Origin of the sequence: Pseudomonas sp. 14A, from assembly GCF_018132745.1 — a bacterium.
Classification (GTDB): Bacteria; Pseudomonadota; Gammaproteobacteria; order Pseudomonadales; family Pseudomonadaceae; genus Aquipseudomonas; species Aquipseudomonas mercuritolerans.
In genome coordinates, this window is record NZ_JAGRQJ010000003.1 from 967,235 (window position 1) to 992,138 (window position 24,904).

The 24,904-nt window shown below is 58.8% G+C and carries 21 protein-coding genes; 16 read left to right on the forward strand and 5 right to left on the reverse strand.

The window, feature by feature from the left end; all coding sequences use genetic code 11:
- Nucleotides 1-134 precede the first annotated feature (134 nt).
- Nucleotides 135-575, forward strand: coding sequence for a heme-binding protein (locus PS14A_RS07075; protein ID WP_212615601.1), 441 nt, complete (start codon nucleotides 135-137; stop codon nucleotides 573-575).
- Nucleotides 576-787: 212 nt separating this feature from the next.
- Nucleotides 788-1,246 carry a transposase gene (locus tag PS14A_RS07080; protein WP_073472715.1) on the forward strand — a complete coding sequence of 153 codons (459 nt, stop codon included), beginning with the start codon at nucleotides 788-790 and terminating at the stop codon, nucleotides 1,244-1,246.
- A 102-nt stretch (nucleotides 1,247-1,348) separates the two neighbouring features.
- Here the strand turns inward: PS14A_RS07080 and PS14A_RS07085 are convergent, their stop codons facing one another.
- Nucleotides 1,349-1,957: a TetR/AcrR family transcriptional regulator gene (locus PS14A_RS07085; protein WP_051600396.1), complete on the reverse strand. Its 609-nt coding sequence runs from the start codon at nucleotides 1,955-1,957 to the stop codon at nucleotides 1,349-1,351.
- Nucleotides 1,958-2,092: 135 nt separating this feature from the next.
- On the opposite strand from PS14A_RS07085, the gene PS14A_RS07090 reads away from it, so the two are divergent.
- Entirely contained in the window at nucleotides 2,093-3,007 is a 915-nt protein-coding gene (locus tag PS14A_RS07090) for a DUF808 domain-containing protein (RefSeq protein ID WP_137215974.1), read from the forward strand.
- 127 nt (nucleotides 3,008-3,134) lie between these two features.
- Here the strand turns inward: PS14A_RS07090 and PS14A_RS07095 are convergent, their stop codons facing one another.
- Together PS14A_RS07095 and PS14A_RS07100 are read right to left on the reverse strand one after the other, a co-directional pair.
- Nucleotides 3,135-3,923 (reverse strand): VacJ family lipoprotein, encoded by a 789-nt coding sequence (locus tag PS14A_RS07095; RefSeq protein WP_024012144.1) that lies wholly within the window; start codon nucleotides 3,921-3,923, stop codon nucleotides 3,135-3,137.
- Nucleotides 3,916-5,214 (reverse strand): serine protein kinase PrkA, encoded by a 1,299-nt coding sequence (locus PS14A_RS07100; RefSeq protein ID WP_016771020.1) that lies wholly within the window; start codon nucleotides 5,212-5,214, stop codon nucleotides 3,916-3,918. The genes PS14A_RS07095 and PS14A_RS07100 overlap by 8 nt, the downstream gene beginning before the upstream one ends.
- A gap of 224 nt (nucleotides 5,215-5,438) precedes the next feature.
- Between PS14A_RS07100 and PS14A_RS07105 the strand changes: the two genes are divergently transcribed.
- Complete coding sequence (locus PS14A_RS07105; protein WP_212615602.1) at nucleotides 5,439-5,807, forward strand: hypothetical protein; 369 nt, start codon at nucleotides 5,439-5,441, stop codon at nucleotides 5,805-5,807.
- A gap of 106 nt (nucleotides 5,808-5,913) precedes the next feature.
- On the opposite strand, the gene PS14A_RS07110 is transcribed toward PS14A_RS07105, so the two are convergent.
- Entirely contained in the window at nucleotides 5,914-7,509 is a 1,596-nt protein-coding gene (locus tag PS14A_RS07110) for a beta (1-6) glucans synthase (RefSeq protein WP_212615603.1), read from the reverse strand.
- 297 nt (nucleotides 7,510-7,806) lie between these two features.
- On the opposite strand from PS14A_RS07110, the gene PS14A_RS07115 reads away from it, so the two are divergent.
- The 3 genes from PS14A_RS07115 (at nucleotide 7,807) to PS14A_RS07125 (ending at nucleotide 10,865) form a co-directional block, all read left to right on the forward strand.
- Nucleotides 7,807-8,658, forward strand: a complete 852-nt coding sequence (locus PS14A_RS07115) for a glycine betaine ABC transporter substrate-binding protein (RefSeq protein WP_041479599.1) — start codon at nucleotides 7,807-7,809, stop codon at nucleotides 8,656-8,658.
- Between the two features lie 240 nt (nucleotides 8,659-8,898).
- A complete protein-coding gene (locus tag PS14A_RS07120; protein ID WP_016771016.1) occupies nucleotides 8,899-9,210 on the forward strand; it encodes a DUF485 domain-containing protein in 312 nt (103 codons plus the stop codon).
- Nucleotides 9,207-10,865, forward strand: a complete 1,659-nt coding sequence (locus tag PS14A_RS07125) for a cation acetate symporter (protein ID WP_016771015.1) — start codon at nucleotides 9,207-9,209, stop codon at nucleotides 10,863-10,865. Before PS14A_RS07120 ends, PS14A_RS07125 begins: the two co-directional genes overlap by 4 nt.
- A 979-nt stretch (nucleotides 10,866-11,844) precedes the next feature.
- Here PS14A_RS07125 and gltA read toward each other — a convergent pair.
- Entirely contained in the window at nucleotides 11,845-13,134 is a 1,290-nt protein-coding gene (gene gltA, locus PS14A_RS07130) for a citrate synthase (protein WP_101158686.1), read from the reverse strand.
- Between the two features lie 363 nt (nucleotides 13,135-13,497).
- On the opposite strand from gltA, the gene sdhC reads away from it, so the two are divergent.
- The 9 genes from sdhC (at nucleotide 13,498) to sucD (ending at nucleotide 24,858) form a co-directional block, all read left to right on the forward strand.
- A complete protein-coding gene (sdhC, locus tag PS14A_RS07135) occupies nucleotides 13,498-13,872 on the forward strand; it encodes a succinate dehydrogenase, cytochrome b556 subunit (protein ID WP_016773673.1) in 375 nt (124 codons plus the stop codon).
- A complete protein-coding gene (gene sdhD / locus PS14A_RS07140; RefSeq protein ID WP_008049683.1) occupies nucleotides 13,866-14,234 on the forward strand; it encodes a succinate dehydrogenase, hydrophobic membrane anchor protein in 369 nt (122 codons plus the stop codon). The genes sdhC and sdhD overlap by 7 nt, the downstream gene beginning before the upstream one ends.
- A gap of 3 nt (nucleotides 14,235-14,237) precedes the next feature.
- A complete protein-coding gene (gene sdhA, locus PS14A_RS07145; RefSeq protein WP_024012149.1) occupies nucleotides 14,238-16,010 on the forward strand; it encodes a succinate dehydrogenase flavoprotein subunit in 1,773 nt (590 codons plus the stop codon).
- A gap of 11 nt (nucleotides 16,011-16,021) precedes the next feature.
- Nucleotides 16,022-16,726: a succinate dehydrogenase iron-sulfur subunit gene (locus PS14A_RS07150; RefSeq protein WP_016773675.1), complete on the forward strand. Its 705-nt coding sequence runs from the start codon at nucleotides 16,022-16,024 to the stop codon at nucleotides 16,724-16,726.
- A 251-nt stretch (nucleotides 16,727-16,977) separates the two neighbouring features.
- On the forward strand, nucleotides 16,978-19,809 hold the full coding sequence (locus tag PS14A_RS07155; RefSeq protein WP_042607586.1) for a 2-oxoglutarate dehydrogenase E1 component: 2,832 nt from the start codon (nucleotides 16,978-16,980) through the stop codon (nucleotides 19,807-19,809).
- Between the two features lie 44 nt (nucleotides 19,810-19,853).
- Nucleotides 19,854-21,080, forward strand: coding sequence for a 2-oxoglutarate dehydrogenase complex dihydrolipoyllysine-residue succinyltransferase (odhB, locus tag PS14A_RS07160; protein WP_212615604.1), 1,227 nt, complete (start codon nucleotides 19,854-19,856; stop codon nucleotides 21,078-21,080).
- Nucleotides 21,081-21,188: 108 nt separating this feature from the next.
- Nucleotides 21,189-22,625: a dihydrolipoyl dehydrogenase gene (gene lpdA / locus PS14A_RS07165; protein ID WP_016773678.1), complete on the forward strand. Its 1,437-nt coding sequence runs from the start codon at nucleotides 21,189-21,191 to the stop codon at nucleotides 22,623-22,625.
- Nucleotides 22,626-22,807: 182 nt separating this feature from the next.
- The gene (gene sucC / locus PS14A_RS07170; RefSeq protein WP_016773679.1) at nucleotides 22,808-23,974 is read left to right on the forward strand and encodes an ADP-forming succinate--CoA ligase subunit beta; all 1,167 of its coding nucleotides are present in this window, start codon (nucleotides 22,808-22,810) and stop codon (nucleotides 23,972-23,974) included.
- Nucleotides 23,974-24,858: a succinate--CoA ligase subunit alpha gene (gene sucD, locus PS14A_RS07175; protein ID WP_016773680.1), complete on the forward strand. Its 885-nt coding sequence runs from the start codon at nucleotides 23,974-23,976 to the stop codon at nucleotides 24,856-24,858. The genes sucC and sucD overlap by 1 nt, the downstream gene beginning before the upstream one ends.
- Nucleotides 24,859-24,904: the final 46 nt, after the last annotated feature.

Genomic DNA, 24,904 nt, shown 5'->3' on the forward strand with positions numbered 1-24,904 from the left:
TTTCGTCGCATGTGGCGCTTTTCGAGAATTATTGTATACAAAAAGATGCTTCATTGTGTTCTATTTGTGTCATCGGACTGCGGCACAAACGCGCAGTCCCACGACTTTCCCTATAACAAAATGAGGACGGCACCATGAGCGCTTTAACCTTGAAAGTCGCAGTCAACCTGGTCAGCGAAGCCATCAACGCAGGACGCGGCATCAACGCCGCGCCGCTGACCATCGCGGTGCTCGACACCGGCGGCCACCTGATCGCCCTGCAACGCGAAGACGGCGCCAGCCTGCTGCGCCCCGACATTGCCATCGGCAAAGCCTGGGGCGCCATCGCCTTGGGCAAAGGCTCCCGCCTGCTCGCCCAGGACGCGCAACAACGCCCGGCGTTTTTTTCTTCGTTGAACAGCATGGGGCAGGGCAGCGTTGTGCCGGCACCGGGTGGGGTGCTTATCCGAAATCAGGCGGGTGAAGTGCTGGGCGCGATCGGGATCAGCGGGGATTTGTCGGATGTCGACGAGCAGGTGGCAATTAAAGCGGTAGAGGCGCTGGATTTGAGGGCGGATGGCGGGGTGACTGTTTGAATGTCAGTGTCTGAATAACCGCTTTCGCGAGCAGGCTCGCTCCCACATTGAGTTTGGGTTGGACACAAAGTGTTCGAGTGTTCGAAAGCCCCTGTGGGAGCGAGCCTGCTCGCGAATAGGATCTGCGCTACACATCTTGCTAAAAGTCTGACGCTCCCTTTGCGATCTCCACGGCTAGCCTTCTCATGATCAACCTATGAAAAGGCAACGGAATGCCGGGTTTATCTGCTTCACATCGCTTGCGCATCGGACGCTATTCAGAACACAACCGCATTTACCTTCTGACCGCCAATACCGCCGGGAGAGAACCCGTATTCAGCGATTTCTTCCTTGGCAGAATGCTTGTAAGCCAATTCCGGGCAGCTGAGGAAACGGGATTGGCCAATTCTCTGGCTTGGGTCGTAATGCCAGATCACTTTCACTGGCTGATTGAATTGAAGAGTGGCTCGCTCGGCGAATTGATGCAGCGAACCAAATCCCTCAGCACCAAAGCGGTAAAGCTTTCGACCGGTCGAAAGACCAGCCTTTGGCAACCTGGCTTCCATGACCGTGCACTGCGTAAAGAGGAGAATCTGGTGAAGATGGCTCGGTATGTCATTGCCAACCCATTGCGGGCAGGGCTGGTCAAAAGCCTTGGCGACTATCCGTTGTGGGATTCGATCTGGTTATGAGTTGAGGTCTGCGGTGCGGCTATTCGCGAGCAGGCTCGCTCCCACAGGGGAATGCATTCCAAATGTGGGAGCGAGCCTGCTCGCGAAGCGGTTCCCCCGATCTCACTGATCCGGCTCACACCCCTTCAACACCAACCGGATGATCGTCTGCGCCGCCGCTTCATAATCGGCCTCATCAAGCTTGTCCTTCCCGGTCACCGCCGAAATCTGCCAGTCGAAGTCGGCGTAGGTCTGGGTCGCGGCCCAGATGCTGAACATCAGGTGGTTGGGGTCGATCGGGGCGATCTGGCCGCGGTCGATCCAGCTCTGGATGCAGGCGATGTTGTGCTTGGCCTGGGCGTTGAGCTGCTCGACCAGGTCGGCGCTCAGGTGCGGGGCACCGTGCATGATTTCGCTGGCGAACACCTTGGAGGCGTAGGGCAGGTCGCGGGAGATGCGGATCTTCGAGCGGATGTAGCCGCTCAGCACTTCGCTCGGCACGCCGTCCGGGTTGAACGGGGTCGAGGCCTGCAGAATCGGCTCGATGATGCTTTCCAGCACCTCGCGATAGAGGTTTTCCTTGGATTTGAAGTAGTAGTAGACGTTGGGCTTGGGCAATCCCGCCTTGGCGGCGATGTCGCTGGTTTTGGTCGCCGCGAAGCCCTTGTCGGCAAACTCTTCGCTGGCGGCGCGCAGGATCAGTTCTTTGTTACGCTCGCGGATTGTGCTCATAAACCCGGTGGTTCCTTGCCTGTTCTGGCGGTGGCGCATGGTAGCACCGGCCTTGAGCGGCGCTCAACAATGCAGCCTGTGGCCGGCGGTCGCGTTATGCTTGGCAACATTCATACACAGAAGGAAACAGGATTCATGGCAGGAAGCAGTTTGCTGGTGCTGATCGATGACATCGCCACCGTTCTGGATGACGTTGCGTTGATGACCAAGATGGCCGCGAAGAAGACCGCCGGTGTGCTCGGTGATGATCTGGCGCTCAATGCCCAGCAGGTTTCGGGCGTGCGCGCCGAGCGGGAAATTCCCGTGGTCTGGGCGGTGGCCAAGGGCTCGTTCGTCAACAAACTGATCCTCGTGCCGTCGGCATTGGCAATCAGTGCTTTCGTACCGTGGCTGGTGACGCCGCTGTTGATGGTCGGCGGTGCGTACCTGTGCTTCGAGGGTTTCGAGAAACTTGCGCACAAGTTCCTGCACAGCAAAGAGGAGGACGAGGCCGGCCATGCGCAGCTGACCGAGGCTGTCGCCGACCCGGCCACCGATCTGGTGGCTTACGAAAAGGACAAGATCAAAGGCGCAATCCGCACTGACTTCATTCTTTCGGCAGAAATCATCGCCATCACCCTCGGCACCGTGGCTGATGCCTCGCTGACGCAGCAAGTGGTGGTCATGTCCGGCATCGCCATCGTCATGACCGTCGGCGTTTACGGTTTGGTGGCGGGCATCGTCAAACTCGACGACCTGGGTCTGTGGCTGACACAGAAACCCGGGCAGATGGCGAAAAGGATCGGCGGCGGCATTCTCAGCGCCGCGCCGTACATGATGAAAACCCTGTCGGTGGTTGGCACGGCAGCGATGTTCCTGGTCGGCGGCGGCATCCTCACCCATGGCGTGCCGGTGCTGCATCACTGGATCGAAGGCGTCGGCGCAGCGGCAGGGAGCGCCGGGTTCGCCGTGCCGATGCTGCTCAATGGTGTTGCGGGGATTATTGCTGGCGCAGCGGTGTTGGCGGTGGTTTCGGTCGTAGGCAAGCTCTGGAAAGCGCTGAAGGGTTAATCAGCAACACATAACAAGTGTGGGAGCGAGCCTGCTCGCGAATGCGGTAGTTCAGTCAATATCGATGTTGACTGAAACTCCGCGTTCGCGAGCAGGCTCGCTCCCACAGTGTTTTGCGGCAGCCGATTTACTCGGCAATCTGCAACTTGCGCGCCTCGGTATACACGTACCGCACTTTCTCGTACTCGAACGGCGAGTTCATCTGGCCGTAGCGGAAGCTGGTCTGGTAGCGCTTGTCGATCGCACGCAAAGCCCAGACTTCCGGGTGGTTGGAGCTGACTTCCGCGACGTTGAGGAAGTTGATCGCGGTGTCGGCGGTGTAATCCACGGCCAGACCTGCGGTGTCGCGGATGTTCGACGGGCCGAAAATCGGCAGTACGAAGTAGGCGCCGCCCGGTACGCCGTAGAAGCCCAAGGTCTGACCGAAGTCTTCGTTCTGGCGCGGCAGGCCCATGGCGGTGGCCGGGTCCCACAGGCCGGCGATGCCGATCGTGGTGTTGAGCAGCAGGCGCGCGGTGGTTTCCATCGAGCGCTGGCCCTTGAACTGCAACAGGCTGTTGACCAGGTTCGGCACGTCACCAATGTTGTTGAAGAAGTTGCTCACCCCGGTACGCACAAAGCTTGGGGTGATGTAGCGATAGCCATCGACTACCGGCAGGAACACCCACTGGTCGAAGCGATAGTTGAAGTGGTAGACCCGGCGGTTCCACGATTCCAGCGGGTCATAGACGTTCAACGCGTTGAGCGTCGAACGTTCGAACTCGCGCTGGTCCAGGCCCGGGTTGAACTTGAGTTTGGTCAGCGGTTCCTTGAAGCCGTCGCTGTCGACCACTACCGGGGCATCGGCTTTACTGTTGTCGGCCTGGGCCACGCCTGCACAGAGGAACGCTGCAATCAGCAGGAGATATTTAGCCACGGAAGAACTCCAGCATGGCGTCGCTGTTGACGCGGTAGTTAAGGTTGCCGCAGTGGCCGCCCAGTGGATAAACGGTCAGGCGATCACCGAAGGTTTTACGCAGGAAGCCCAGGTCGCCAGGGCCGAGGATGACGTCGTCGGCGTTGTGCATCACGGCGATTTTCGGGCTGTCGTGCAGGTAATCCTTGAGCGCATACAGGCTGACCTGATCGATCAGTTGCAGCAGGCTGCCGCCATCAGTGCGCGCGCGCCACATCGGAATGACCTGCTCGGTGATGTAGCAGTCGAAATCGCATTGCAGCGCACGCTTGAGGAACGGCGTGAGGCTGGTGCCTTCGGTGATCGGGAATTTCGGCGGGGTGATCAGGCCGCGACGGTTGACCAGGTCCGAGGTGTAGGCAATATCGGCTGCCGAGAAGCGGAACGACGTGCCAATCAGCATGGCCATCTGTTCGTTGGTCAGGTGCTGCTTGGACTGCTGGAAGTCATACAGCAGCGCATCGTTGAGGTCGATGTAGCCTTTCTGCTGGAAGTAGCGGGTCAGCTTGCTCAGTACCAGTTCGTAGAACGTGGTGCTGTTGTTGATGCCTTTCACCTCGGTCTGTACCAGCTTGTCGAGGTTGGTCACCGAGGTATAAAGGTTCACTGGCGGGTTGAGCAGCAGGACTTTCTTGAAATTGAAGCTGCGGCGCGTCTCGTCCAGATGGGCGACGAACGCGGCATCGAGGGCGCCGAGGCTGTAACCGGTCAGGTAGTACTCGGTCACCGGCAGTTTCGGGTTTTGCGCCCGCACGGCCTGCATCACCCGATACATGTCTTCGGCGTCTTCCTTGGTAACGCCCGGGGTGGCGAAACGCGAAGCGGCGCTGATGAAGTCGAAGCTGGTCGGCGACGACAGTTGCACGACGTGGTAGCCGGCCTTGTAGTAAAGCTTTTTCAGGTATTCGTTGAGCGTGCTGTCAAAGCGCGCACCGGTGCCGGCGATCAGGAAGATCAGCGGCGCCGGTTTGTCCTGCGTGGCGATGCGGTAAGTGAGCTTCTTCACTGCCCAGAAATTGTCCGGCAGCTGGAATTCACGCTCCGGGCGCAGGGTGAGGCTGCGGTCCGTTTGATTGATGTCGTCGTCCAGCGGCAACTCCGGACGCAGATCCGGTGGTGTCGTGGCGATCGTCGCCTCGAACGGGTTGGTCAGCGGGTAGCCATAGCTGGCGGCGTCGATATCCACCGCCAGCGCGGACGCACTCAAGATAAGGCCGCTGAACAGCGCGGCGAAGCGCAAGGAACGGAGCATGACTAGATCCCTTAGAGGAAGGTGCCGATTGAAGTTCGCAGGCTATGACCACCGGCCGTGCGCCAAAGTGCCATGCTGCGGCACCAAACAGGCGGAATTCGGGGTAATAGTAGCTGGACGATACACGTTGCGAGGGCTTGCTGAACAGTTAACAGTTGTTAGTGCTTGCGAATGCTCGTTGGCAGATTAAGCTGGCCGCCGATTTCCGCAGATTGGAGTGCTCCATGTCCCGCCGCTTGCTCGTGATTGTGCTGCTTGTTTTGTTGCCGCTGTGGCTGGCCGCCAGTTATGCCGCGCGCTATGGCTTCATGGAAGACGGGCAGTGGGTGGGCATCTGTGTCGACGAAGCCCGTCGTTGGGAGTGTGTGGTGCGTGCGAATCTGGGGCTGATGATTCATTTCAAGGTGTTGGGCTGGGCGGCGGTGGGCACGGCGGCATTGGCGTTTGTCGTGCCGGGACGGGCAGGGTGGTGGCTGGCGGTGCTGGCGCTGATGTTCGGCCTGCCGGCGCTGGCGTTGTACAACACGACGTTGGCGGTGTTTGCGGTGGTGATAGCCGGGTTGCGCCTGGTCCGCGAGTCCCGCAGCGCCTGACAGTCAGTCATCGCGGGCAAGCCCGCTCCCACAGGGGATTTGTGAACGCCACAGATCCAATGTGGGAGCGAGCCTGCTCGCGAAGAGGCCTGAACCGCTCTGATGATCAGAGGTTGCGAACCCGCAGGCAGCGCCACAACGCCACCACCATCAATCCACTCACCAACGCCCAGCCCCAGGCCTGCTGATTCAGCAGCCCTTCCTGATACAACTGCGGCGCAATCCCCGCACCGACGATAAAGGTCAGCAGAGCAATCTCCCGGCGCGGCACGCTTACCGGGCGGCACAGGTAGACCAACGCCGGCAGCACGAACGCCATGCTGGCGAAACTGCGATAGCGCGGATCGAAGACCATCTCCAGCATCATCACCGCTGCGGCAAAACCGGCGGCTGCGACCAGCCACCCGGCGCGACGCTCAAGGAAATCGAACGCGCGCGAACGCCAACCGCTGCGTGCACTCAACGTCAGCGCGGCATGCGCGAGGACCAACAGATTCAACCCGGTCAGCAAGCCGACCCACAGCCATTCACCGGCAAATCGCGTGGTCAATCGAGCCAGATCGCCCCAGGCGCCAATCGAGCACGCTGCGACAGCGCCCAGCAGTGGCAGCACAAGCGCCGAACGTGTGGTGCGCACACGTCCACCAAGCATCAGCGTGCCAAGGAAAAACAATCCGCCGACCGCCAGCCATTCTTTCCAGTACGGCACATTGCTCACCGGCCCGGCGAGTACGCCCTTGTCCTGTCGATCGGCATCGAACAACCCCCAATAGCCGCCGACCGCGCCTTCACTGCCGCGCTTCCACGGTTGATCGAAGGCTTCGATCAGGTTGTAACGCCAGCCTTCCTGCTCGGCCATCGTCACGAAACCACGAATGAATTTCGCCTCGTTGACCCGGCTCGGTACGGCTGTTTCACGCTGACGGCCTTCGCTCGGCCAGCCGGTTTCGCCAATCATCACGTCTTTCGGAGCGAACTTGTTGCCGAACACCTGACGCACATCCGCCACATGCCGCAGCGCCACGTCGATGTTCGACGGATCGTCTTCCCAGTAAGGCAGCAAGTGGATGGTCAGAAAGTCCACGGCCGGGGCAATTTCCGGGTGCTTGAGCCAGAATTCCCAGACGTCGGCGTAGGTCACCGGTTGCTTGACCTGGCTTTTGACCTTGTTGATCAGCCGCGCCAGTTGCGCGCCAGTGACCTCTTTGCGCAGCAGCGCTTCGTTGCCGACAATTACGGCTGTGACCACGTCGGGGTTGGCATTGGCCGATTTGATCAGCAGCTCGACTTCCTGCTCGGTATCGACCGGGTTGCTATTGACCCAGGCGCCGATCATCAACTTCAGACCGTGCTTGCGCGCCAGATCGGGCAGGGCGTCGAGGCCGGTCATCGAGTAGGTGCGGATACACTCGAAGCGCGTCGCCAGCAGTGCAAGGTCGGCGTCCATGCGCTCGGGGCGTAATTTGAACGGCACGTCGAACGGCGATTGGTCTTTGTCGAACGGTGTGTAGGAGGCGCATTGCAACTTGTGCGTCGGCGTCGCGGCGTCCGGCAGGATCACCGGTTGGCCGAGGCCATACCAGAAACCGCCAAGGGCCAGGAGCCCGAGCAGGCAAGCGAACAGATAAGGCAGAAAAGGAAATCGGGACGTTGCGGACATGGTCAGGCCGAGTGGCTGCAAAGCGACGCATGTTACCTGCATTTATAGAAGGGCAGGTGGCTCGCAGGCGTTGTACATGCAAAGTTCGGGCGGATTGTCTGGCGTCAATTAATCTCGCTTGATTAATGGCTTTCTGATGTCGTTTCTCGCTGCCTTGAGGTCGCTGACAGAGCAGGTCGCCGGCCGCTTGAGGTTGATGATCAAACCATCAGTACCCTTTTTGAAAAATCGGCTGATGTTCGGTGTGTGAGGTCCGGCGTGATGGGGGCGCTGTGCACCATAACAATACGTTGACGATGCCCGGCATCCGTCGGGCGCAGCATTTCGGGGAAGTAAACGATGAAGATGCGACGACTTTTAGGCGCAGGTGCCGCTCTGGCGCTTGCGATGAGTTCCACTTTCGCCAACGCTGAAAAACAGACCCTGAACATCGGTTACGTTGACGGCTGGTCCGACAGCGTCGCGACCACTCACGTGGCGGCCGAAGTGATCAAACAGAAACTCGGTTATGACGTGAAGCTGCAGGCCGTCGCCACCGGGATCATGTGGCAGGGCGTGGCCACCGGCAAACTCGATGCGATGCTCTCGGCCTGGCTGCCCGTGACCCACGGTGACTACTGGACGAAAAACAAGGATCAGGTCGTCGATTACGGCCCGAACTTCAAGGACGCGAAAATCGGCCTGATCGTGCCGGAGTACGTCAAAGCCAAATCGATCGAAGACCTGAAAACCGACGACACTTTCAAAAACCGCATTGTCGGCATCGACGCCGGTTCAGGCGTGATGCTCAAGACCGATCAGGCGATCAAGGATTACGGTCTGGACAAGTACAGCCTCAAGGCCAGTTCCGGCGCCGGCATGATTGCCGAGCTGACCCGCGCCGAGAAGAAGAACGAATCCATCGCTGTCACCGGTTGGGTGCCGCACTGGATGTTCGCCAAGTGGAAGCTGCGCTTCCTCGACGACCCGAAAGGTGTGTATGGCCAGGCTGAAACCGTGAACAGCATCGGCAGCAAAGGCCTGGACGCCAAGGCGCCGGAAGTGGCCAAGTTCCTGAAAAACTTCCAGTGGGCGTCGAAAGACGAAATCGGCGAAGTCATGCTGGCGATTCAGGACGGTGCCAAGCCTGATGCAGCGGCCAAGGACTGGGTGGCCAAACACCCGGATCGTGTAGCTGACTGGACCAAGTAATTTAAACACCGCCACACCCCCGTGGGAGCGAGCCTGCTCGCGAATGCAATCTGTCAGTTGATGCAATATCGACTGAGACGACGCCTTCGCGAGCAGGCTCGCTCCCACGGTTTTTTTCTGAGTACCGGAAAATGGCCAAAACATCATGGCCATCTACTACTAAGGTCGTCTGGAACCTCTCTCGCAGCCGCATACATTAGCTACGTTCCAACAATAATTTGTGCTGCGAGGATAAAAACAATGAACGACAGCATTTACCTCTCGATTCAAAACAGTCCCCGATTCAAGGAGCTGGTTCAGAAAAGGGAACGATTCGCCTGGATTCTCTCGGCAATCATGCTTGGGCTGTACTCCGCATTCATCCTGCTGATCGCATACGGGCCGCACGTGCTCGGGGCGAAACTCAGTCCTGAATCCTCGATCACCTGGGGCATCCCGATCGGTGTCGGCCTGATCATTTCAGCCTTCGTCCTGACCGGCATCTACGTGCGCCGCGCCAATGGCGAGTTCGACGACCTGAACAATGCGATTCTCAAGGAGGCTCAGCAATGATCCGGCGTCTACTGGCTCTATTGAGCGTTGCGGCTTTCGCGCCGAGTGTCTGGGCGGCTGACGCGTTGACGGGGGAGGTGGCCAAACAGCCGCTGAACATCCCGGCGATCCTGATGTTCGTGGCCTTCGTCGGCGCGACGTTGTACATCACTTACTGGGCTTCGAAGAAAAACAACTCGGCCGCCGATTATTATGCGGCGGGCGGCAAGATCACCGGTTTCCAGAACGGCCTGGCGATCGCTGGCGACTACATGTCGGCGGCGTCCTTCCTGGGGATTTCCGCACTGGTGTTCACCTCCGGCTACGACGGCCTGATCTACTCGATCGGCTTCCTCGTGGGCTGGCCGATCATTCTGTTCCTGATCGCCGAACGCCTGCGCAACCTGGGTAAATACACCTTTGCCGACGTGGCGTCCTACCGCCTCGGGCAAACCCAGATCCGCACCCTGTCCGCCTGCGGTTCGCTGGTGGTGGTGGCGTTCTACCTGATCGCGCAGATGGTCGGTGCCGGCAAGCTGATCCAGCTGCTGTTCGGCCTCGATTACCACGTTGCGGTGATTCTGGTCGGCGTGCTGATGTGCATGTACGTGCTGTTCGGCGGCATGCTCGCGACCACTTGGGTGCAGATCATCAAGGCAGTGTTGCTGCTGTCCGGTGCCTCGTTCATGGCACTGATGGTAATGAAGCACGTGGGCTTCGACTTCAACACGCTGTTCTCCGAAGCGATCAAGGTGCACGCCAAGGGCGAAGCGATCATGAGCCCTGGCGGTCTGGTCAAGGATCCGATCTCGGCGTTCTCGCTGGGTCTGGCGCTGATGTTCGGCACCGCTGGCCTGCCGCATATTCTGATGCGCTTCTTCACCGTGAGTGACGCCAAGGAAGCGCGCAAGAGCGTGCTGTACGCTACCGGTTTCATTGGCTACTTCTACATCCTGACCTTCATCATCGGCTTCGGCGCGATCCTGCTGGTCAGCACCAACCCGGCCTTCAAAGATGCAGCGGGCGCCTTGCTCGGCGGCAACAACATGGCGGCGGTGCACCTGGCCAACGCGGTGGGCGGCAGCATCTTTCTTGGCTTCATCTCGGCAGTGGCGTTTGCAACCATTCTGGCTGTGGTAGCCGGTCTGACGCTGGCGGGTGCTTCGGCGGTGTCGCACGACCTGTACGCCAGTGTGATCAAGAAGGGCAAAGCCAACGAGAAGGATGAGATTCGCGTGTCGAAGATCACCACCATCGCCCTGGCGGTGCTGGCGATTGGTCTGGGCATTCTGTTCGAAAGCCAGAACATCGCGTTCATGGTCGGCCTGGCGTTCTCCATCGCGGCGAGCTGCAACTTCCCGGTACTGCTGCTTTCGATGTACTGGAAGAAGCTGACCACTCGCGGCGCGATGATTGGTGGCTGGCTGGGTCTGGTGAGTGCTGTTGGTCTGATGATCCTCGGCCCGACCATCTGGGTGCAGATTCTGCATCACGAGAAGGCGATCTTCCCTTATGAGTATCCGGCGCTGTTCTCGATGATGATTGCCTTTATCGGGATCTGGTTCTTCTCGATCACTGACAAGTCGGCGGCTGCGGATAACGAGCGGGCGCTGTTCTTCCCGCAGTTTGTGCGTTCACAGACCGGGTTGGGGGCGAGTGGGGCGGTTTCGCACTAAGAGATCAGATGTAAGCTGCAAGCTGCAAGCTTCAAGAAAACGCCCTGATTGAGAGATTGGGGCGTTTTTTTGTGGGCGGTTATCGGTTGGTTTGGTGTGTATATCCGTTGCTGCGGTAACGGCGGCTTAGGGTTTCGCCCTTACGGCGAGTCACCTTTTCCAAACGCCGGAGTGCCGGCCCAGCGAAAAGGTAACCCAAAAGGCTTGCTCCTGCGTTCGGCCCTCGCAGGCTCGGGTTCCTTCGCTGCGGGATCGATCCGGGCGCAGCGGCTCCGGTTTGCTTCGCTGCACCTCCTTCCGCTGTGTCTGGCTGCGCCAGACGGTCGCTACGCTCCCACGCCCGGATCAATCCCTCCACTCAGCCTTCCGACGTCGCCGGTGGATCAAGATCAAAAGCACTCGCGCTTGCGCTCATTGTTGAGTGGTGCGGCTTCGCCGCGGGCAGCTGCGCTGCTTTGCTTTTTTGCTTTTTGTGGGAGCGAGCCTGCTCGCGAAGGCGGCCTGACAGCCGACCTGTTCTTGAAGTGGTACGCGATCCAACTGTAGGAGCTGCCGAAGGCTGCGATCTTTTGATCTGGCTTCTGCTTTTGCTTTGGCTTTTGATCCGGCTTTTGATCTTTTGCCCCTTCGGCAGGCTGAGTGAAGGGATCGATCCGGGTGTGGGAGCGCAGCGACCGTACGACGCAGTCGTACACAGCGGAAGGAGGTGCAGCGAAGCAAACCGTAGCCGCTGCGCCCGGATGGGTCCCGTAACGAAGGAACCCCGAGCTTTAGCGAGCGGGCCGTACGCCGGGGCAAAGCCTTTTGGTTCCTTTTTGGCGTTTGAAAAAGGGACTCGCTGTAAGAGCGAAACCATAAGAAGCCGTTACCGCAGCAACGGATATGCCCCCAATCCAATGAACACCAACAGAAACAAAAACGGCCTCTATATAAGAGGCCGTTCCTGACACACCACTAAACCATCACAAAAAGAAAAAACTTATTTGCGATCTTCCAGCGAAGTAATGTCACGCGACTCGTAACCGGTGTACAGCTGGCGCGGGCGGCCAATCTTGTACGGGCTCGAGAGCATTTCCTTCCAGTGCGAAATCCAGCCCACGGTACGTGCCAGGGCGAAAATCACCGTGAACATGCTGGTTGGAATGCCGATCGCCTTGAGGATGATCCCCGAGTAGAAGTCGACGTTTGGATACAGCGAGCGCTCGATGAAGTACGGGTCGGTCAGGGCGATCTCTTCCAGGCGCATGGCCAGTTCGAGTTGCGGATCGTTGTTGATGCCCAGTTCCTTCAACACTTCATCGCAGGTCTGCTTCATAACAGTCGCGCGAGGGTCGCGGTTCTTGTAGACGCGGTGACCGAAGCCCATCAACTTGAACGGATCGTTCTTGTCCTTGGCCTTGGCGATGAACTTGTCGATGTTCGACACATCGCCAATCTCGTCGAGCATGGTCAACACGGCTTCGTTCGCACCGCCATGGGCAGGGCCCCACAGTGCGGCGATACCGGCGGCGATACAGGCGAACGGGTTGGCACCCGAAGAGCCGGCCAGACGCACAGTGGAGGTCGAAGCGTTCTGCTCGTGGTCGGCGTGGAGGATGAAGATCCGGTCCATGGCCTTGGCGAGTACCGGGCTGATCGGTTTGATCTCGCACGGGGTGTTGAACATCATGTGCAGGAAGTTTTCCGCGTACGTCAGGTCGTTGCGCGGGTACATCATGGGTTGGCCCATGGAGTACTTGTAGACCATCGCTGCCAGGGTCGGCATCTTCGCAACCAGACGGATCGCGGAGATTTCGCGATGCTGCGGGTTATTGATGTCCAGGGAGTCGTGGTAGAAGGCCGAGAGGGCGCCGACTACACCGCACATGACGGCCATCGGGTGGGCGTCGCGACGGAAACCGTTGAAGAAGGTTTTCAGCTGCTCGTGAACCATGGTGTGGTTTTTCACGGTGCTGACGAACTGGGCCTTCTGTTCTGCGGTCGGCAGTTCGCCGTTGAGCAGCAGGTAGCAGGTTTCCAGGTAGTCCGACTTTTCAGCCAGCTGTTCGATCGGATAACCGCGGTGCAACAAAATGCCGTTGTCGCCGTCGATATAGGTGATTTTCGATTCGCACGAGGCGGTCGACATGAAACCCGGGTCGAAAGTGAAGCGGCCCGTGGCCGTCAGGCCCCGAACATCGATTACATCGGGACCAACGGTGCCGGTTAAAATGGGCAGCTCGACGGGGGCTGCGCCCTCGATGATCAACTGCGCTTTTTTGTCAGCCATGTGGCCTCCTATTTATGCTTGAACCATCAGACAGACCCCCCACGCAGGGCCCGCACCACTATAGTGAGATAAATTCGAATGTCAATTTGCCTAAAGTCTTGCTCCAGAAGGCTTTAAGCCGACTTTTTCCTCGAAATTGCCTGCCATTTACGCCTTTTATGCAACTTGTGCAATCCGCTATTGGGGGTAGGTGAACGCGTTGTCATTAGTAGCCTAACTGTCTATACTCGGCCACCGACCGCCAAGGGCTTTTGGGCTTGCTTTCATTGGGGGTCGCATCCCTGGGTGGTGGTTACCTGACCAGTGCACTCCCCAACAACTTTGCCCTGATTGTTAGGGGCTCTTCAGTGTGAAAAAAAAGCCGTGAAAAGCCAACGACCTGTAAACCTAGACCTAAGGACCATCAAACTCCCAGTCACTGCTTACACGTCCATTCTTCACCGTATCTCCGGTGTCATCCTCTTCGTGTGCCTTGCCATCATGCTTTATGCATTGGACAAGTCGCTGAGCTCCGAGGAAGGCTTCGGTCAGGTGAAAGCGTGTCTGACCAGTCCGCTAGCCAAGCTAGTGATTTGGGGCATCCTGTCCGCTCTGCTGTATCACCTGGTAGCCGGTGTGCGCCACTTGATCATGGACATGGGCATCGGTGAGACGCTGGAAGGCGGCAAACTGGGCTCGAAAATCGTTATCGCCGTTTCCGTGGTGGTAATCGTTCTGGCAGGAGTCTGGATATGGTAACTAACGTCACTAACCTGTCGCGTTCGGGCCTCTATGACTGGATGGCACAGCGTGTGTCTGCGGTCGTTCTCGCGGCTTACTTCATCTTTCTGATCGGATACATCGTCGCCAATCCCGGCCTCGAGTATGCCCAGTGGCATGAACTGTTCGCTCATAACGGAATGCGTATTTTCAGCCTGCTGGCCCTTGTTGCTCTGGGCGCTCACGCCTGGGTCGGCATGTGGACCATCGCGACCGACTACCTGACGCCAATGGCGTTCGGCAAGTCCGCAACGGCGATACGTTTCCTTTTCCAGGCAGTATGCGGCGTTGCGATGTTCGCTTACTTCGTCTGGGGTGTGCAGATTCTCTGGGGTATCTGATTCATGGCTAACATTCCAACGATTTCTTTCGACGCCATCATTATTGGTGGTGGCGGTGCCGGCATGCGCGCTGCGCTGCAGCTGGCACAGGGCGGCCACAAGACTGCGGTGATCACCAAGGTTTTCCCGACCCGTTCGCACACTGTATCCGCACAGGGCGGCATCACTTGCGCCATCGCTTCCGCTGACCCGAACGATGACTGGCGCTGGCACATGTACGATACCGTCAAGGGTTCCGACTATATCGGTGACCAGGACGCTATCGAATACATGTGTCAGGAAGGCCCGGCTGCCGTGTTCGAGCTGGACCACATGGGTCTGCCGTTCTCGCGTACCGAGCAAGGCCGCATCTACCAGCGTCCGTTCGGTGGCCAGTCCAAGGACTACGGCAAGGGCGGTCAGGCTGCACGTACTTGCGCTGCGTCCGACCGTACCGGTCACGCGCTGCTGCACACGCTTTATCAGGGCAACCTGAAAGCCGGCACCACGTTCCTCAACGAGTACTACGCTGTTGATCTGGTGAAAAACCAGGAAGGCGAATTCGTGGGCGTGATCGCGATCTGCATCGAAACCGGCGAAACCTCCTACATCCGTGCCAAGGCCACCGTTCTGGCCACTGGCGGTGCAGGCCGTATCTACGCGTCCACCACCAACGCCCTGATCAACACCGGTGACGGCGTCGGCATGGCTCTGCGTGCTGGCGTGCCGGTACAAGACATCGAAATGTGGCAGTTCCACCCGACCGGCATCGCCGGCGCCGGTGTACTGGTTACCGAAGGTTGCCGTGGTGAAGGTGGTTACCTGATCAACAAGCACGGCGAGCGTTTCATGGAGCGTTATGCTCCGAACGCGAAAGACCTGGCTGGTCGTGACGTGGTTGCCCGTTCGATGGTCAAGGAAATCATCGCAGGCAACGGTTGCGGTCCGAATGGCGACCACGTGATGCTCAAACTCGACCACCTGGGCGAGGAAGTGCTGCACAGCCGTCTGCCAGGCATCTGCGAACTGTCGAAGACTTTCGCCCACGTTGACCCGGTCGTTGCTCCGGTTCCGGTTGTGCCGACCTGCCACTACATGATGGGCGGCGTTGCCACCAACATTCATGGCCAGGCGATCACCCAGAACGCCGAAGGTCAGGACCAGATCATTCCTGGCCTGTTCGCGGTAGGCGAAGTGGCTTGCGTATCGGTACACGGTGCGAATCGTCTGGGCGGCAACTCGCTGCTCGACCTGGTGGTATTCGGTCGCGCTGCCGGCCTGCACCTGGAAAAGGCGTTGACCGATGGCATCGAATACGACGACGCTACCGAGTCCGACATCGAAGCTGCACTGTCGCGTCTGAACGCGCTGAACAACCGTACCGACGGTGAAGACGTTGCCACCCTGCGTCGCGAGCTGCAAAGCTGCATGCAAAACTACTTCGGTGTATTCCGTACCGGCGAATACATGCAGAAGGGCATCGCTCAGCTGGCCGATCTGCGCAAGCGTATCGCCAACGTGAAGATCAACGACAAGTCGCAGGCGTTCAACACTGCACGTATCGAAGCGCTGGAACTGCAGAACCTGCTGGAAGTGGCTGAAGCTACCGCCATCGCGGCCGAAGTCCGTAAAGAGTCCCGCGGCGCTCACGCCCGTGAAGACTTCGAAGACCGTGATGACGAAAACTGGCTGTGCCACACCCTGTACTTCCCGGGTGACAAGCGCGTCACCAAGCGTGCCGTGAACTTCTCGCCGAAGACTGTTCCGACTTTCGAACCTAAAGTCCGGACTTATTAAGGGTGACCGCCATGTTGCAAGTCAGTGTTTATCGCTACAACCCTGATCAGGACGCTGCGCCGTTCATGCAGGATTTCCAGGTCGATACCGGTGGTAAAGACCTGATGGTGCTGGACGTGCTGGCCCTGATCAAAGAGCAGGACGAAGGTTTCTCCTATCGTCGCTCCTGCCGTGAAGGCGTCTGCGGCTCCGACGGCATGAACATCAACGGCAAGAACGGTCTGGCCTGCATCACGCCGCTGTCTGCCGTTGTAAAAGGCAACAAACTGATCGTTCGTCCGCTGCCAGGTTTGCCGGTTATCCGTGACCTGGTCGTCGATATGAGCATCTTCTACAAGCAATACGAGAAGGTGAAGCCTTACCTGCAGAACGACACGCCGGCTCCGGCCATCGAGCGTCTGCAGTCGCCAGAAGAGCGCGAAAAGCTCGACGGTCTGTACGAGTGCATCCTGTGCGCCTGCTGCTCGACCTCTTGCCCGTCCTTCTGGTGGAACCCGGACAAGTTCCTGGGTCCAGCTGCACTGCTGCAAGCCTACCGCTTCCTGGCAGACAGCCGTGACACCAAGACCAGCGAACGTCTGGCTTCACTTGACGACCCATTCAGCGTTTTCCGCTGCCGGGGCATCATGAACTGCGTCAACGTATGTCCGAAAGGCCTGAACCCGACTAAGGCCATCGGTCACATCCGTAACATGCTGCTTTCGAGCGGCGTGTGATTCAGCTGCTGTAACCGTTGCACCGTAGAGGCTGTGGCGCGGGCTTCAACCCGCGTCATGGCTATAACCAGAGCAGTAGCCATAAGCTGCAGCTCTTCTTTTGAAGAAATGAGACAAGCAGGGGCATCCGGGCTGGTACCCGGACTATCAGTGTGATCCTAGGTGGCTTGTTTTAGTCGCTGCATTCGGACTTCTGCAAGTTTGCTCGGTGTCGACACCGATGGTGTTCCCCTAACCGAGGGTGACCAAGCATGCAAGAAAGCGTGATGCAGCGCATGTGGAACAGCGCCTACCTTTCAGGTGGAAACGCTGCCTATGTGGAAGAGCTTTATGAGCTCTACCTGCACGACCCTAACGCTGTGCCAGAAGAGTGGCGCACCTACTTTCAGAAGTTGCCAGCCGACGGCAACTCTGCCACTGATGTTTCGCACTCGACGATTCGCGATCATTTCGTGCTGCTGGCAAAGAACCAGCGCCGCGCCCAACCGGTTTCCGCCGGAAGCGTGAGCAGTGAGCACGAGAAGAAGCAAGTTGAAGTGCTGCGATTGATCCAGGCCTACCGTATGCGTGGCCACCAGGCAGCCCAGCTTGACCCGCTGGGGCTGTGGCAGCGTCCTGCACCTGCAGACCTGTCGATCAATCATTACGGCTTGACCAATGCCGATCTTGATACGACCTTCCGTGCCGGCGACCTGTTCATCGGCAAAGAGGAAGCGAGCCTACGCGAAATTCACGAAGCGTTGCAGCAGACATATTGCCGCACCATCGGCGCTGAATTCACGCACATCACCGATTCCGAGCAGCGCCAGTGGTTCCAGCAGCGTCTGGAAAGCGTGCGTGGTCGTCCGACGTACTCCGCCGACATCAAGAGCCACCTGCTTGAGCGCGTGACTGCCGGTGAAGGCCTGGAAAAATACCTGGGCACCAAATACCCGGGCACCAAGCGTTTCGGTCTGGAAGGCGGCGAAAGCCTGATTCCGATGCTCGACGAACTGATCCAGCGTTCCGGCTCGTACGGTACCAAGGAAGTCGTCATCGGCATGGCCCACCGTGGCCGTCTGAACGTGCTGGTCAACACCTTCGGCAAGAACCCGCGCGAGCTGTTCGACGAGTTCGAAGGCAAGAAGAAGGTCGAGCTGGGTTCCGGTGACGTTAAATACCACCAGGGCTTCTCGTCCAACGTGATGACCACCGGCGGTGAAGTTCATCTGGCCATGGCGTTCAACCCGTCCCACCTGGAAATCGTTTCCCCGGTGGTCGAAGGTTCGGTGCGCGCCCGTCAGGACCGTCGCAACGACCTGACCGGTGAGAAAGTTCTGCCGATCTCCATCCACGGTGACGCGGCATTCGCCGGTCAGGGCGTGGTCATGGAAACCTTCCAGATGTCTCAGACCCGCGGTTTCAAGACCGGCGGTACCGTGCACATCGTAATCAACAACCAGGTCGGTTTCACCATCAGCAACCCGCTGGACTCGCGTTCCACCGAGTACGCCACCGACGTTGCCAAGATGATCCAGGCGCCGATTCTCCATGTGAATGGTGATGATCCGGAAGCCGTGCTGTTCGTGACCCAGCTGGCCATCGACTACCGCATGCAATTCAAGCGTGACGTGGTCATCGATCTGGTCTGCTACCGTCGTCGCGGCCACAACGAGGCCGACGAGCCAAGCGGCACCCAGCCCCTGATGTATCAGCAGATCACCAAGCAGCGCACCACCCGCGAGCTGTACGCTGAACGCCTGACCCAGGCCGGTGTGCTCGACGCTGAACGTGTTCAGGCCAAGGTCGACGAATACCGCAACGCGCTGGACAACGGTCTGCACGTGGTGAAATCGCTGGTCAAGGAGCCGAACAAAGAGCTGTTCGTCGACTGGCGTCCGTACCTGGGCCACGCCTGGACTGCGCGTCACGACACGCGTTTCGATCTCAAAACCTTGCAAGAACTGTCCGCCAAGCTGCTGGAAATTCCGGAAGGCTTCGTCGTTCAGCGTCAGGTCGCGAAGATCTACGAAGACCGTCAGAAGATGCAAGCCGGCGGCCTGCCGATCAACTGGGGTTACGCCGAAACCATGGCGTACGCGACCCTGGCGTTCGAAGGTCACCCGATTCGCATGACTGGTCAGGACATCGGCCGCGGTACGTTCTCGCACCGTCACGCTGTGTTGCACAACCAGAAAGACGCGGGCACCTACATTCCGCTGCAGAACCTGTACGACGGTCAGCCACGTTTCGACCTGTACGACTCGTTCCTCTCGGAAGAAGCGGTACTGGCATTCGAATACGGTTACTCGACCACCACGCCAAACGCGCTGGTGATCTGGGAAGCCCAGTTCGGCGACTTCGCCAACGGTGCTCAGGTCGTGATCGACCAGTTCATCACCAGCGGCGAGCACAAGTGGGGCCGTCTCTGCGGTCTGACCATGCTGCTGCCACACGGTTACGAAGGTCAGGGCCCTGAGCACAGCTCGGCTCGTCTTGAGCGTTACCTGCAGCTGTGCGCCGAGCACAACATTCAGGTGTGCATGCCGACCACGCCAGCGCAGATCTACCACTTGCTGCGTCGTCAGGTGATTCGTCCGCTGCGCAAGCCGCTGGTCGTGCTGACGCCGAAGTCGCTGCTGCGCCACAAGCTGGCCATCTCGACGCTGGAAGATCTGGCCGAAGGTTCGTTCCAGACCGTGATCCCGGAAATCGATGCACTGGACCCGAAAAAGGTCGAGCGCGTGGTTCTGTGCAGCGGCAAGGTCTACTACGACCTGCTGGAAAAACGCCGTGCCGAAGGCCGCGAAGATATCGCCATCGTGCGTATCGAGCAGCTGTATCCGTTCCCTGAGGACGACTTGAAAGAAGTCCTGGCTCCATACACCAACGTCAAACACGCCGTTTGGTGTCAGGAAGAGCCGATGAACCAGGGTGCCTGGTACTGCAGCCAGCATCACTTGCGTCGCAGCATCGCCAACCTCGACAAGACTCTCGTACTTGAGTACGCGGGCCGTGAGGCTTCGGCTGCGCCAGCTTGTGGTTACGCATCGATGCACGCCGAGCAGCAGGAAAAACTGCTGCAAGATGCTTTCACTGTTTAACGCCTTCGCGCTGACTGAAACCGAATTTTAAGGACCCACAGATAATGGCTATCGAAATCAAAGCCCCGTCATTCCCGGAATCGGTTGCCGATGGCACCGTTGCCACCTGGCACAAGAAACCAGGTGAGGCCGTCAAGCGTGACGACCTGATCGTCGACATCGAAACCGACAAAGTCGTGCTCGAAGTGTTGGCTGAAGCTGACGGCGTGCTGGGCGCAATCGTTGCCGAAGAGGGCGCTACCGTTCTGTCGAACCAGGTCCTGGGCTCGATCGAAGAGGGCAGCGCTGCTGCTGCCGCTCCTGCCGCCGCTGCTGCTCCGGCTGCTACTGCCGCTGCCGCACCGGCTGCTGCCGATGGCGAAGATGACCCGATCGCCGCTCCTGCCGCGCGCAAGCTGGCTGAAGAGAACGGCATCAACATCGCTTCCGTTGCCGGCACCGGCAAGAGCGGTCGTGTGACCAAGGAAGACGTGGTTGCCGCTGTTGCTGCGAAGAAAGCTGCTCCGGCTGCCGCACCTGCCAAGGCTGCTGCTCCTTCGGCTGCTGCGCCTGTGTTCGCTGCTGGCGACCGCATCGAGAAGCGCGTACCGATGACTCGCGTACGTGCCACTGTGGCCAAGCGTCTGGTTGAAGCCCAGTCGAACATGGCGATGCTGACCACGTTCAACGAAGTCGACATGACCGAAGTCATGGCCCTGCGTTCGAAGTACAAGGACCTGTTCGAGAAGTCCCACAACGGCGTACGCCTGGGCTTCATGTCGTTCTTCGTGAAAGCGGCCACCGAAGCGCTGAAACGCTTCCCGGCTGTCAACGCGTCGATCGACGGCGGCGACATCGTTTACCACGGCTATGCGGACATCGGCGTCGCCGTTTCCAGCGACCGTGGCCTGGTGGTACCGGTTCTGCGTAACGCCGAGCTGATGAGCCTGGCTGAAATCGAAGGCGGCATCGCAACATTTGGCAAGAAAGCCCGTGACGGCAAACTGTCGATGGACGAGATGACCGGTGGTACCTTCACCATCACCAACGGTGGTACCTTCGGTTCGATGATGTCGACGCCGATCGTCAACCCGCCGCAGGCAGCGATCCTGGGCATGCACAACATCATCCAGCGTCCGATGGCCATCAATGGTCAGGTCGTGATCCGTCCGATGATGTACCTGGCTCTGTCCTACGATCACCGTCTGATCGATGGCAAAGAAGCTGTGACCTTCCTGGTGACCATCAAGAACCTGCTGGAAGATCCGGCTCGTCTGTTGCTGGATATCTAAAAAGCAGCTGCAAGCTTTCAGCTACAAGCCTCAAGCTCAAGGCGAGCGGGTGGGCTTGCAGCTTGAAGCTTGCGGCTTGTAGCTTTATTGCTAAAGAGGATTTTTTGAATGTCGCAGAAATTTGACGTAGTAGTGATCGGTGCCGGCCCTGGTGGCTATGTAGCGGCCATCAAGGCTGCTCAGTTGGGCCTGACCACTGCCTGCATCGAGAAGTACACCGACGCAGAGGGCAAGCAAGCCCTGGGCGGTACCTGCCTGAACGTGGGTTGCATTCCTTCCAAGGCGCTGCTCGACAGCTCGTGGAAATACAAGGAAGCCAAAGAGAGCTTCAACGTTCACGGTATCTCGACCGGCGAAGTCAAAATGGACGTCGCTGCGATGGTTGGCCGCAAGGCTGGCATCGTCAAGAACCTGACCGGCGGCGTTGCCACCCTGTTCAAGGCCAACGGCGTTACTTCGATCCAGGGCCACGGCAAGCTGCTGGCCGGCAAGAAAGTCGAAGTCACCAAGCCGGACGGTTCGGTTGAAGTCATCGAAGCGGAAAACGTCATTCTCGCGCCAGGTTCGCGTCCGATCGACATTCCACCGGCTCCGGTTGACCAGAAAGTCATCGTCGATTCGACTGGCGCTCTGGAATTCCAGTCCGTACCTAAACGCCTGGGCGTGATCGGCGCTGGCGTGATCGGTCTGGAGCTGGGTTCGGTATGGTCGCGTCTGGGTGCAGAAGTGACTGTTCTCGAAGCACTGGACACTTTCCTGATGGCAGCGGACACCGCTGTTTCCAAGGAAGCGCTGAAAACCCTGACCAAACAGGGTCTGGACATCAAGCTGGGCGCTCGCGTTACCGGTTCGAAAGTCAACGGCGAAGAAGTCGTCGTCAACTACACCGATGCCAACGGCGAACAGACCATCACTTTCGACAAGCTGATCGTAGCCGTTGGTCGCCGTCCGGTGACCACTGATCTGCTGTCTGCCGACTGCGGCGTGGAAATCGACGAGCGCGGTTTCATCGCGGTCGATGACCATTGCGTCACAGCTGTACCGGGCGTCTTCGCCATCGGCGACGTGGTTCGCGGCATGATGCTGGCCCACAAGGCTTCGGAAGAAGGCATCATGGTTGTCGAGCGCATCAAGGGCCACAAGGCTCAGATGAACTATGATTTGATCCCTTCGGTTATTTATACTCACCCGGAAATCGCGTGGGTTGGCAAAACCGAGCAGGCGCTGAAGGCCGAAGGCGTTGAAGTCAACGTCGGCACCTTCCCGTTCGCCGCTTCCGGCCGTGCCATGGCTGCCAACGATACCGGTGGTTTCGTCAAGGTCATCGCCGATGCCAAGACCGACCGCGTATTGGGCGTGCACGTGATTGGCCCGAGCGCTGCAGAACTGGTTCAGCAGGGCGCGATCGGTATGGAATTCGGCACCAGCGCTGAAGACCTGGGCATGATGGTTTTCTCCCATCCGACCCTGTCCGAAGCCTTGCACGAAGCTGCTCTGGCAGTGAATGGCGGCGCCATTCACATTGCCAACCGCAAGAAGCGTTAAGACATAATAAGAAACCACGGCGGTAGCGGCCCGTCGTGAGCCTTGCGAGCAAGACTCACCGCGGAATGTCCGCCGGACGCAGTCTTGCGTAGCCCAGCTACGCAAGCAGCAGTCACAGGTGGCGCGGCACTCAAACGAGCGCAGCGCCGAATGCGCAGTACCTAACGAAGACGGTAAAAAGCATGAATCTTCACGAGTATCAGGGTAAGCAGCTGTTCGCTGAATACGGCCTGCCAGTTTCCACTGGTTATGCAGTAGACACCCCGGAAGCAGCAGCAGAAGCTTGCGACAAGATCGGCGGCAACGAGTGGGTCGTCAAAGCCCAGGTTCACGCCGGTGGTCGCGGTAAAGCGGGCGGCGTAAAGCTGGTTCGCAGCAAAGAAGACGCCAAAGCCTTCGCACAGCAGTGGCTGGGCAAGCGTCTGGTGACTTACCAGACTGACGCCAATGGCCAGCCAGTCACCAAGATCCTGGTTGAATCGTGCACTGATATCGCTAAAGAGCTGTACCTGGGCGCTGTCGTTGACCGTTCGAGCCGTCGCATCGTGTTCATGGCTTCCACCGAAGGTGGCGTGGACATCGAGAAAATCGCTCACGACACTCCAGAAAAAATTCTCAAGGCCACTATCGATCCACTGGTTGGCGCTCAGCCATCCCAGGGTCGCGAGCTGGCATTCCAGCTGGGTCTGGAAGGCAAGCAGGTCACTCAGTTCGCCAAGATCTTCGTCGGTCTGGCCAAGCTGTTCAAAGACCACGACCTGGCTCTGCTGGAAGTGAACCCGCTGGTGATCAAGGCTGACGGCGATCTGCATTGCCTCGACGCCAAGATCAACATCGACGCCAACGCCATGTACCGTCAGCCTAAGCTGAAGGCTTTCCACGATCCGTCGCAGGACGATCCGCGCGAAGCGCACGCTGCCAAGTTCGAACTGAACTACGTAGCCCTGGAAGGCAACATCGGCTGCATGGTCAACGGTGCCGGTCTGGCCATGGGTACCATGGACATCGTCAACCTGCATGGCGGCAAGCCAGCCAACTTCCTCGACGTAGGTGGTGGCGCTACCAAGGAACGCGTTACTGAAGCGTTCAAGATCATCCTGTCCGACCAGAACGTGGCGGCAGTACTGGTCAACATCTTCGGCGGCATCGTTCGCTGCGACATGATTGCCGAAGGCATCATCGGCGCCGTGAAAGAAGTCGGCGTGAAAATCCCGGTTGTTGTTCGCCTTGAAGGCAACAACGCTGAGCTGGGCGCTAAAGTACTGGCAGAAAGCGGTTTGAACATCATCGCTGCTACCAGCCTGACCGACGCTGCTCAACAAGTTGTCAAAGCTGCGGAGGGCAAATAATGAGCGTCCTGATCAATAAAGACACCAAAGTTATCTGCCAGGGTATTACCGGTTCGCAAGGTAGTTTCCACACCCAGCAAGCCATCGAATACGGCACCAAGATGGTTGGCGGCGTAACTCCGGGCAAGGGCGGCACCGAGCACCTGGGTCTGCCAGTGTTCAACACTGTCAAAGACGCAGTAGCTGCCACCGGCGCTACCGCCAGCGTGATCTACGTTCCGGCTCCGTTCTGCAAGGACTCGATCCTGGAAGCGGCATTCGGCGGCATCAAGCTGATCGTCTGCATCACCGAAGGCATTCCTACCCTGGACATGCTGGACGCCAAGGTTAAGTGCGACGAGCTGGGCGTAGTCCTGATCGGCCCTAACTGCCCAGGCGTGATCACTCCAGGCGAATGCAAGATCGGCATCATGCCAGGTCACATTCACTTGCCAGGCAAGGTCGGTATCGTTTCGCGTTCCGGCACCCTGACCTACGAAGCTGTGAAGCAGACCACTGACGCCGGTTTCGGTCAGTCGACTTGCGTCGGCATCGGCGGTGACCCGATCCCGGGTTCGAACTTCATCGACATCCTGAAGCTGTTCCAGGAAGACCCGAAGACCGAGGCGATCGTGATGATCGGCGAGATCGGCGGTTCGGCTGAAGAAGAAGCGGCTGCCTACATCAAGGCTAACGTGACCAAGCCGGTTGTTTCCTACATCGCTGGTGTGACTGCTCCTCCGGGCAAGCGCATGGGCCATGCTGGCGCAATCATCTCTGGCGGCAAAGGCACTGCAGACGAGAAATTCGCTGCGCTGCAAGACGCAGGCGTTAAAACCGTGCGTTCGCTGGCAGACATCGGCAAGGCCCTGGCCGAGCTGACTGGCTGGGAAGTGAAGAAGTAAGCTTCGGCTGACTTTTTAGCTCCAGCAGCAAAGGCCACCTTCGGGT

What these genes read in the sequence shown, in the direction of transcription:
- PS14A_RS07120 (WP_016771016.1), top strand. Translation starts at nt 8,899, where the DNA reads ATGAACGACAGCATTTACCTCTCGATTCAAAACAGTCCCCGATTCAAG.
- sucD (WP_016773680.1), top strand. Translation starts at nt 23,974, where the DNA reads ATGAGCGTCCTGATCAATAAAGACACCAAAGTTATCTGCCAGGGTATT.
- PS14A_RS07100 (WP_016771020.1), bottom strand. Translation starts at nt 5,214, where the DNA reads ATGCTCCGTTCCTTGCGCTTCGCCGCGCTGTTCAGCGGCCTTATCTTG.
- sdhD (WP_008049683.1), top strand. Translation starts at nt 13,866, where the DNA reads ATGGTAACTAACGTCACTAACCTGTCGCGTTCGGGCCTCTATGACTGG.
- PS14A_RS07150 (WP_016773675.1), top strand. Translation starts at nt 16,022, where the DNA reads ATGTTGCAAGTCAGTGTTTATCGCTACAACCCTGATCAGGACGCTGCG.
- PS14A_RS07090 (WP_137215974.1), top strand. Translation starts at nt 2,093, where the DNA reads ATGGCAGGAAGCAGTTTGCTGGTGCTGATCGATGACATCGCCACCGTT.
- gltA (WP_101158686.1), bottom strand. Translation starts at nt 13,134, where the DNA reads ATGGCTGACAAAAAAGCGCAGTTGATCATCGAGGGCGCAGCCCCCGTC.
- PS14A_RS07125 (WP_016771015.1), top strand. Translation starts at nt 9,207, where the DNA reads ATGATCCGGCGTCTACTGGCTCTATTGAGCGTTGCGGCTTTCGCGCCG.
- PS14A_RS07080 (WP_073472715.1), top strand. Translation starts at nt 788, where the DNA reads ATGCCGGGTTTATCTGCTTCACATCGCTTGCGCATCGGACGCTATTCA.
- PS14A_RS07085 (WP_051600396.1), bottom strand. Translation starts at nt 1,957, where the DNA reads ATGAGCACAATCCGCGAGCGTAACAAAGAACTGATCCTGCGCGCCGCC.
- sucC (WP_016773679.1), top strand. Translation starts at nt 22,808, where the DNA reads ATGAATCTTCACGAGTATCAGGGTAAGCAGCTGTTCGCTGAATACGGC.
- odhB (WP_212615604.1), top strand. Translation starts at nt 19,854, where the DNA reads ATGGCTATCGAAATCAAAGCCCCGTCATTCCCGGAATCGGTTGCCGAT.
- PS14A_RS07105 (WP_212615602.1), top strand. Translation starts at nt 5,439, where the DNA reads ATGTCCCGCCGCTTGCTCGTGATTGTGCTGCTTGTTTTGTTGCCGCTG.
- lpdA (WP_016773678.1), top strand. Translation starts at nt 21,189, where the DNA reads ATGTCGCAGAAATTTGACGTAGTAGTGATCGGTGCCGGCCCTGGTGGC.
- PS14A_RS07115 (WP_041479599.1), top strand. Translation starts at nt 7,807, where the DNA reads ATGAAGATGCGACGACTTTTAGGCGCAGGTGCCGCTCTGGCGCTTGCG.
- PS14A_RS07110 (WP_212615603.1), bottom strand. Translation starts at nt 7,509, where the DNA reads ATGCAGGTAACATGCGTCGCTTTGCAGCCACTCGGCCTGACCATGTCC.
- PS14A_RS07075 (WP_212615601.1), top strand. Translation starts at nt 135, where the DNA reads ATGAGCGCTTTAACCTTGAAAGTCGCAGTCAACCTGGTCAGCGAAGCC.
- sdhA (WP_024012149.1), top strand. Translation starts at nt 14,238, where the DNA reads ATGGCTAACATTCCAACGATTTCTTTCGACGCCATCATTATTGGTGGT.
- PS14A_RS07155 (WP_042607586.1), top strand. Translation starts at nt 16,978, where the DNA reads ATGCAAGAAAGCGTGATGCAGCGCATGTGGAACAGCGCCTACCTTTCA.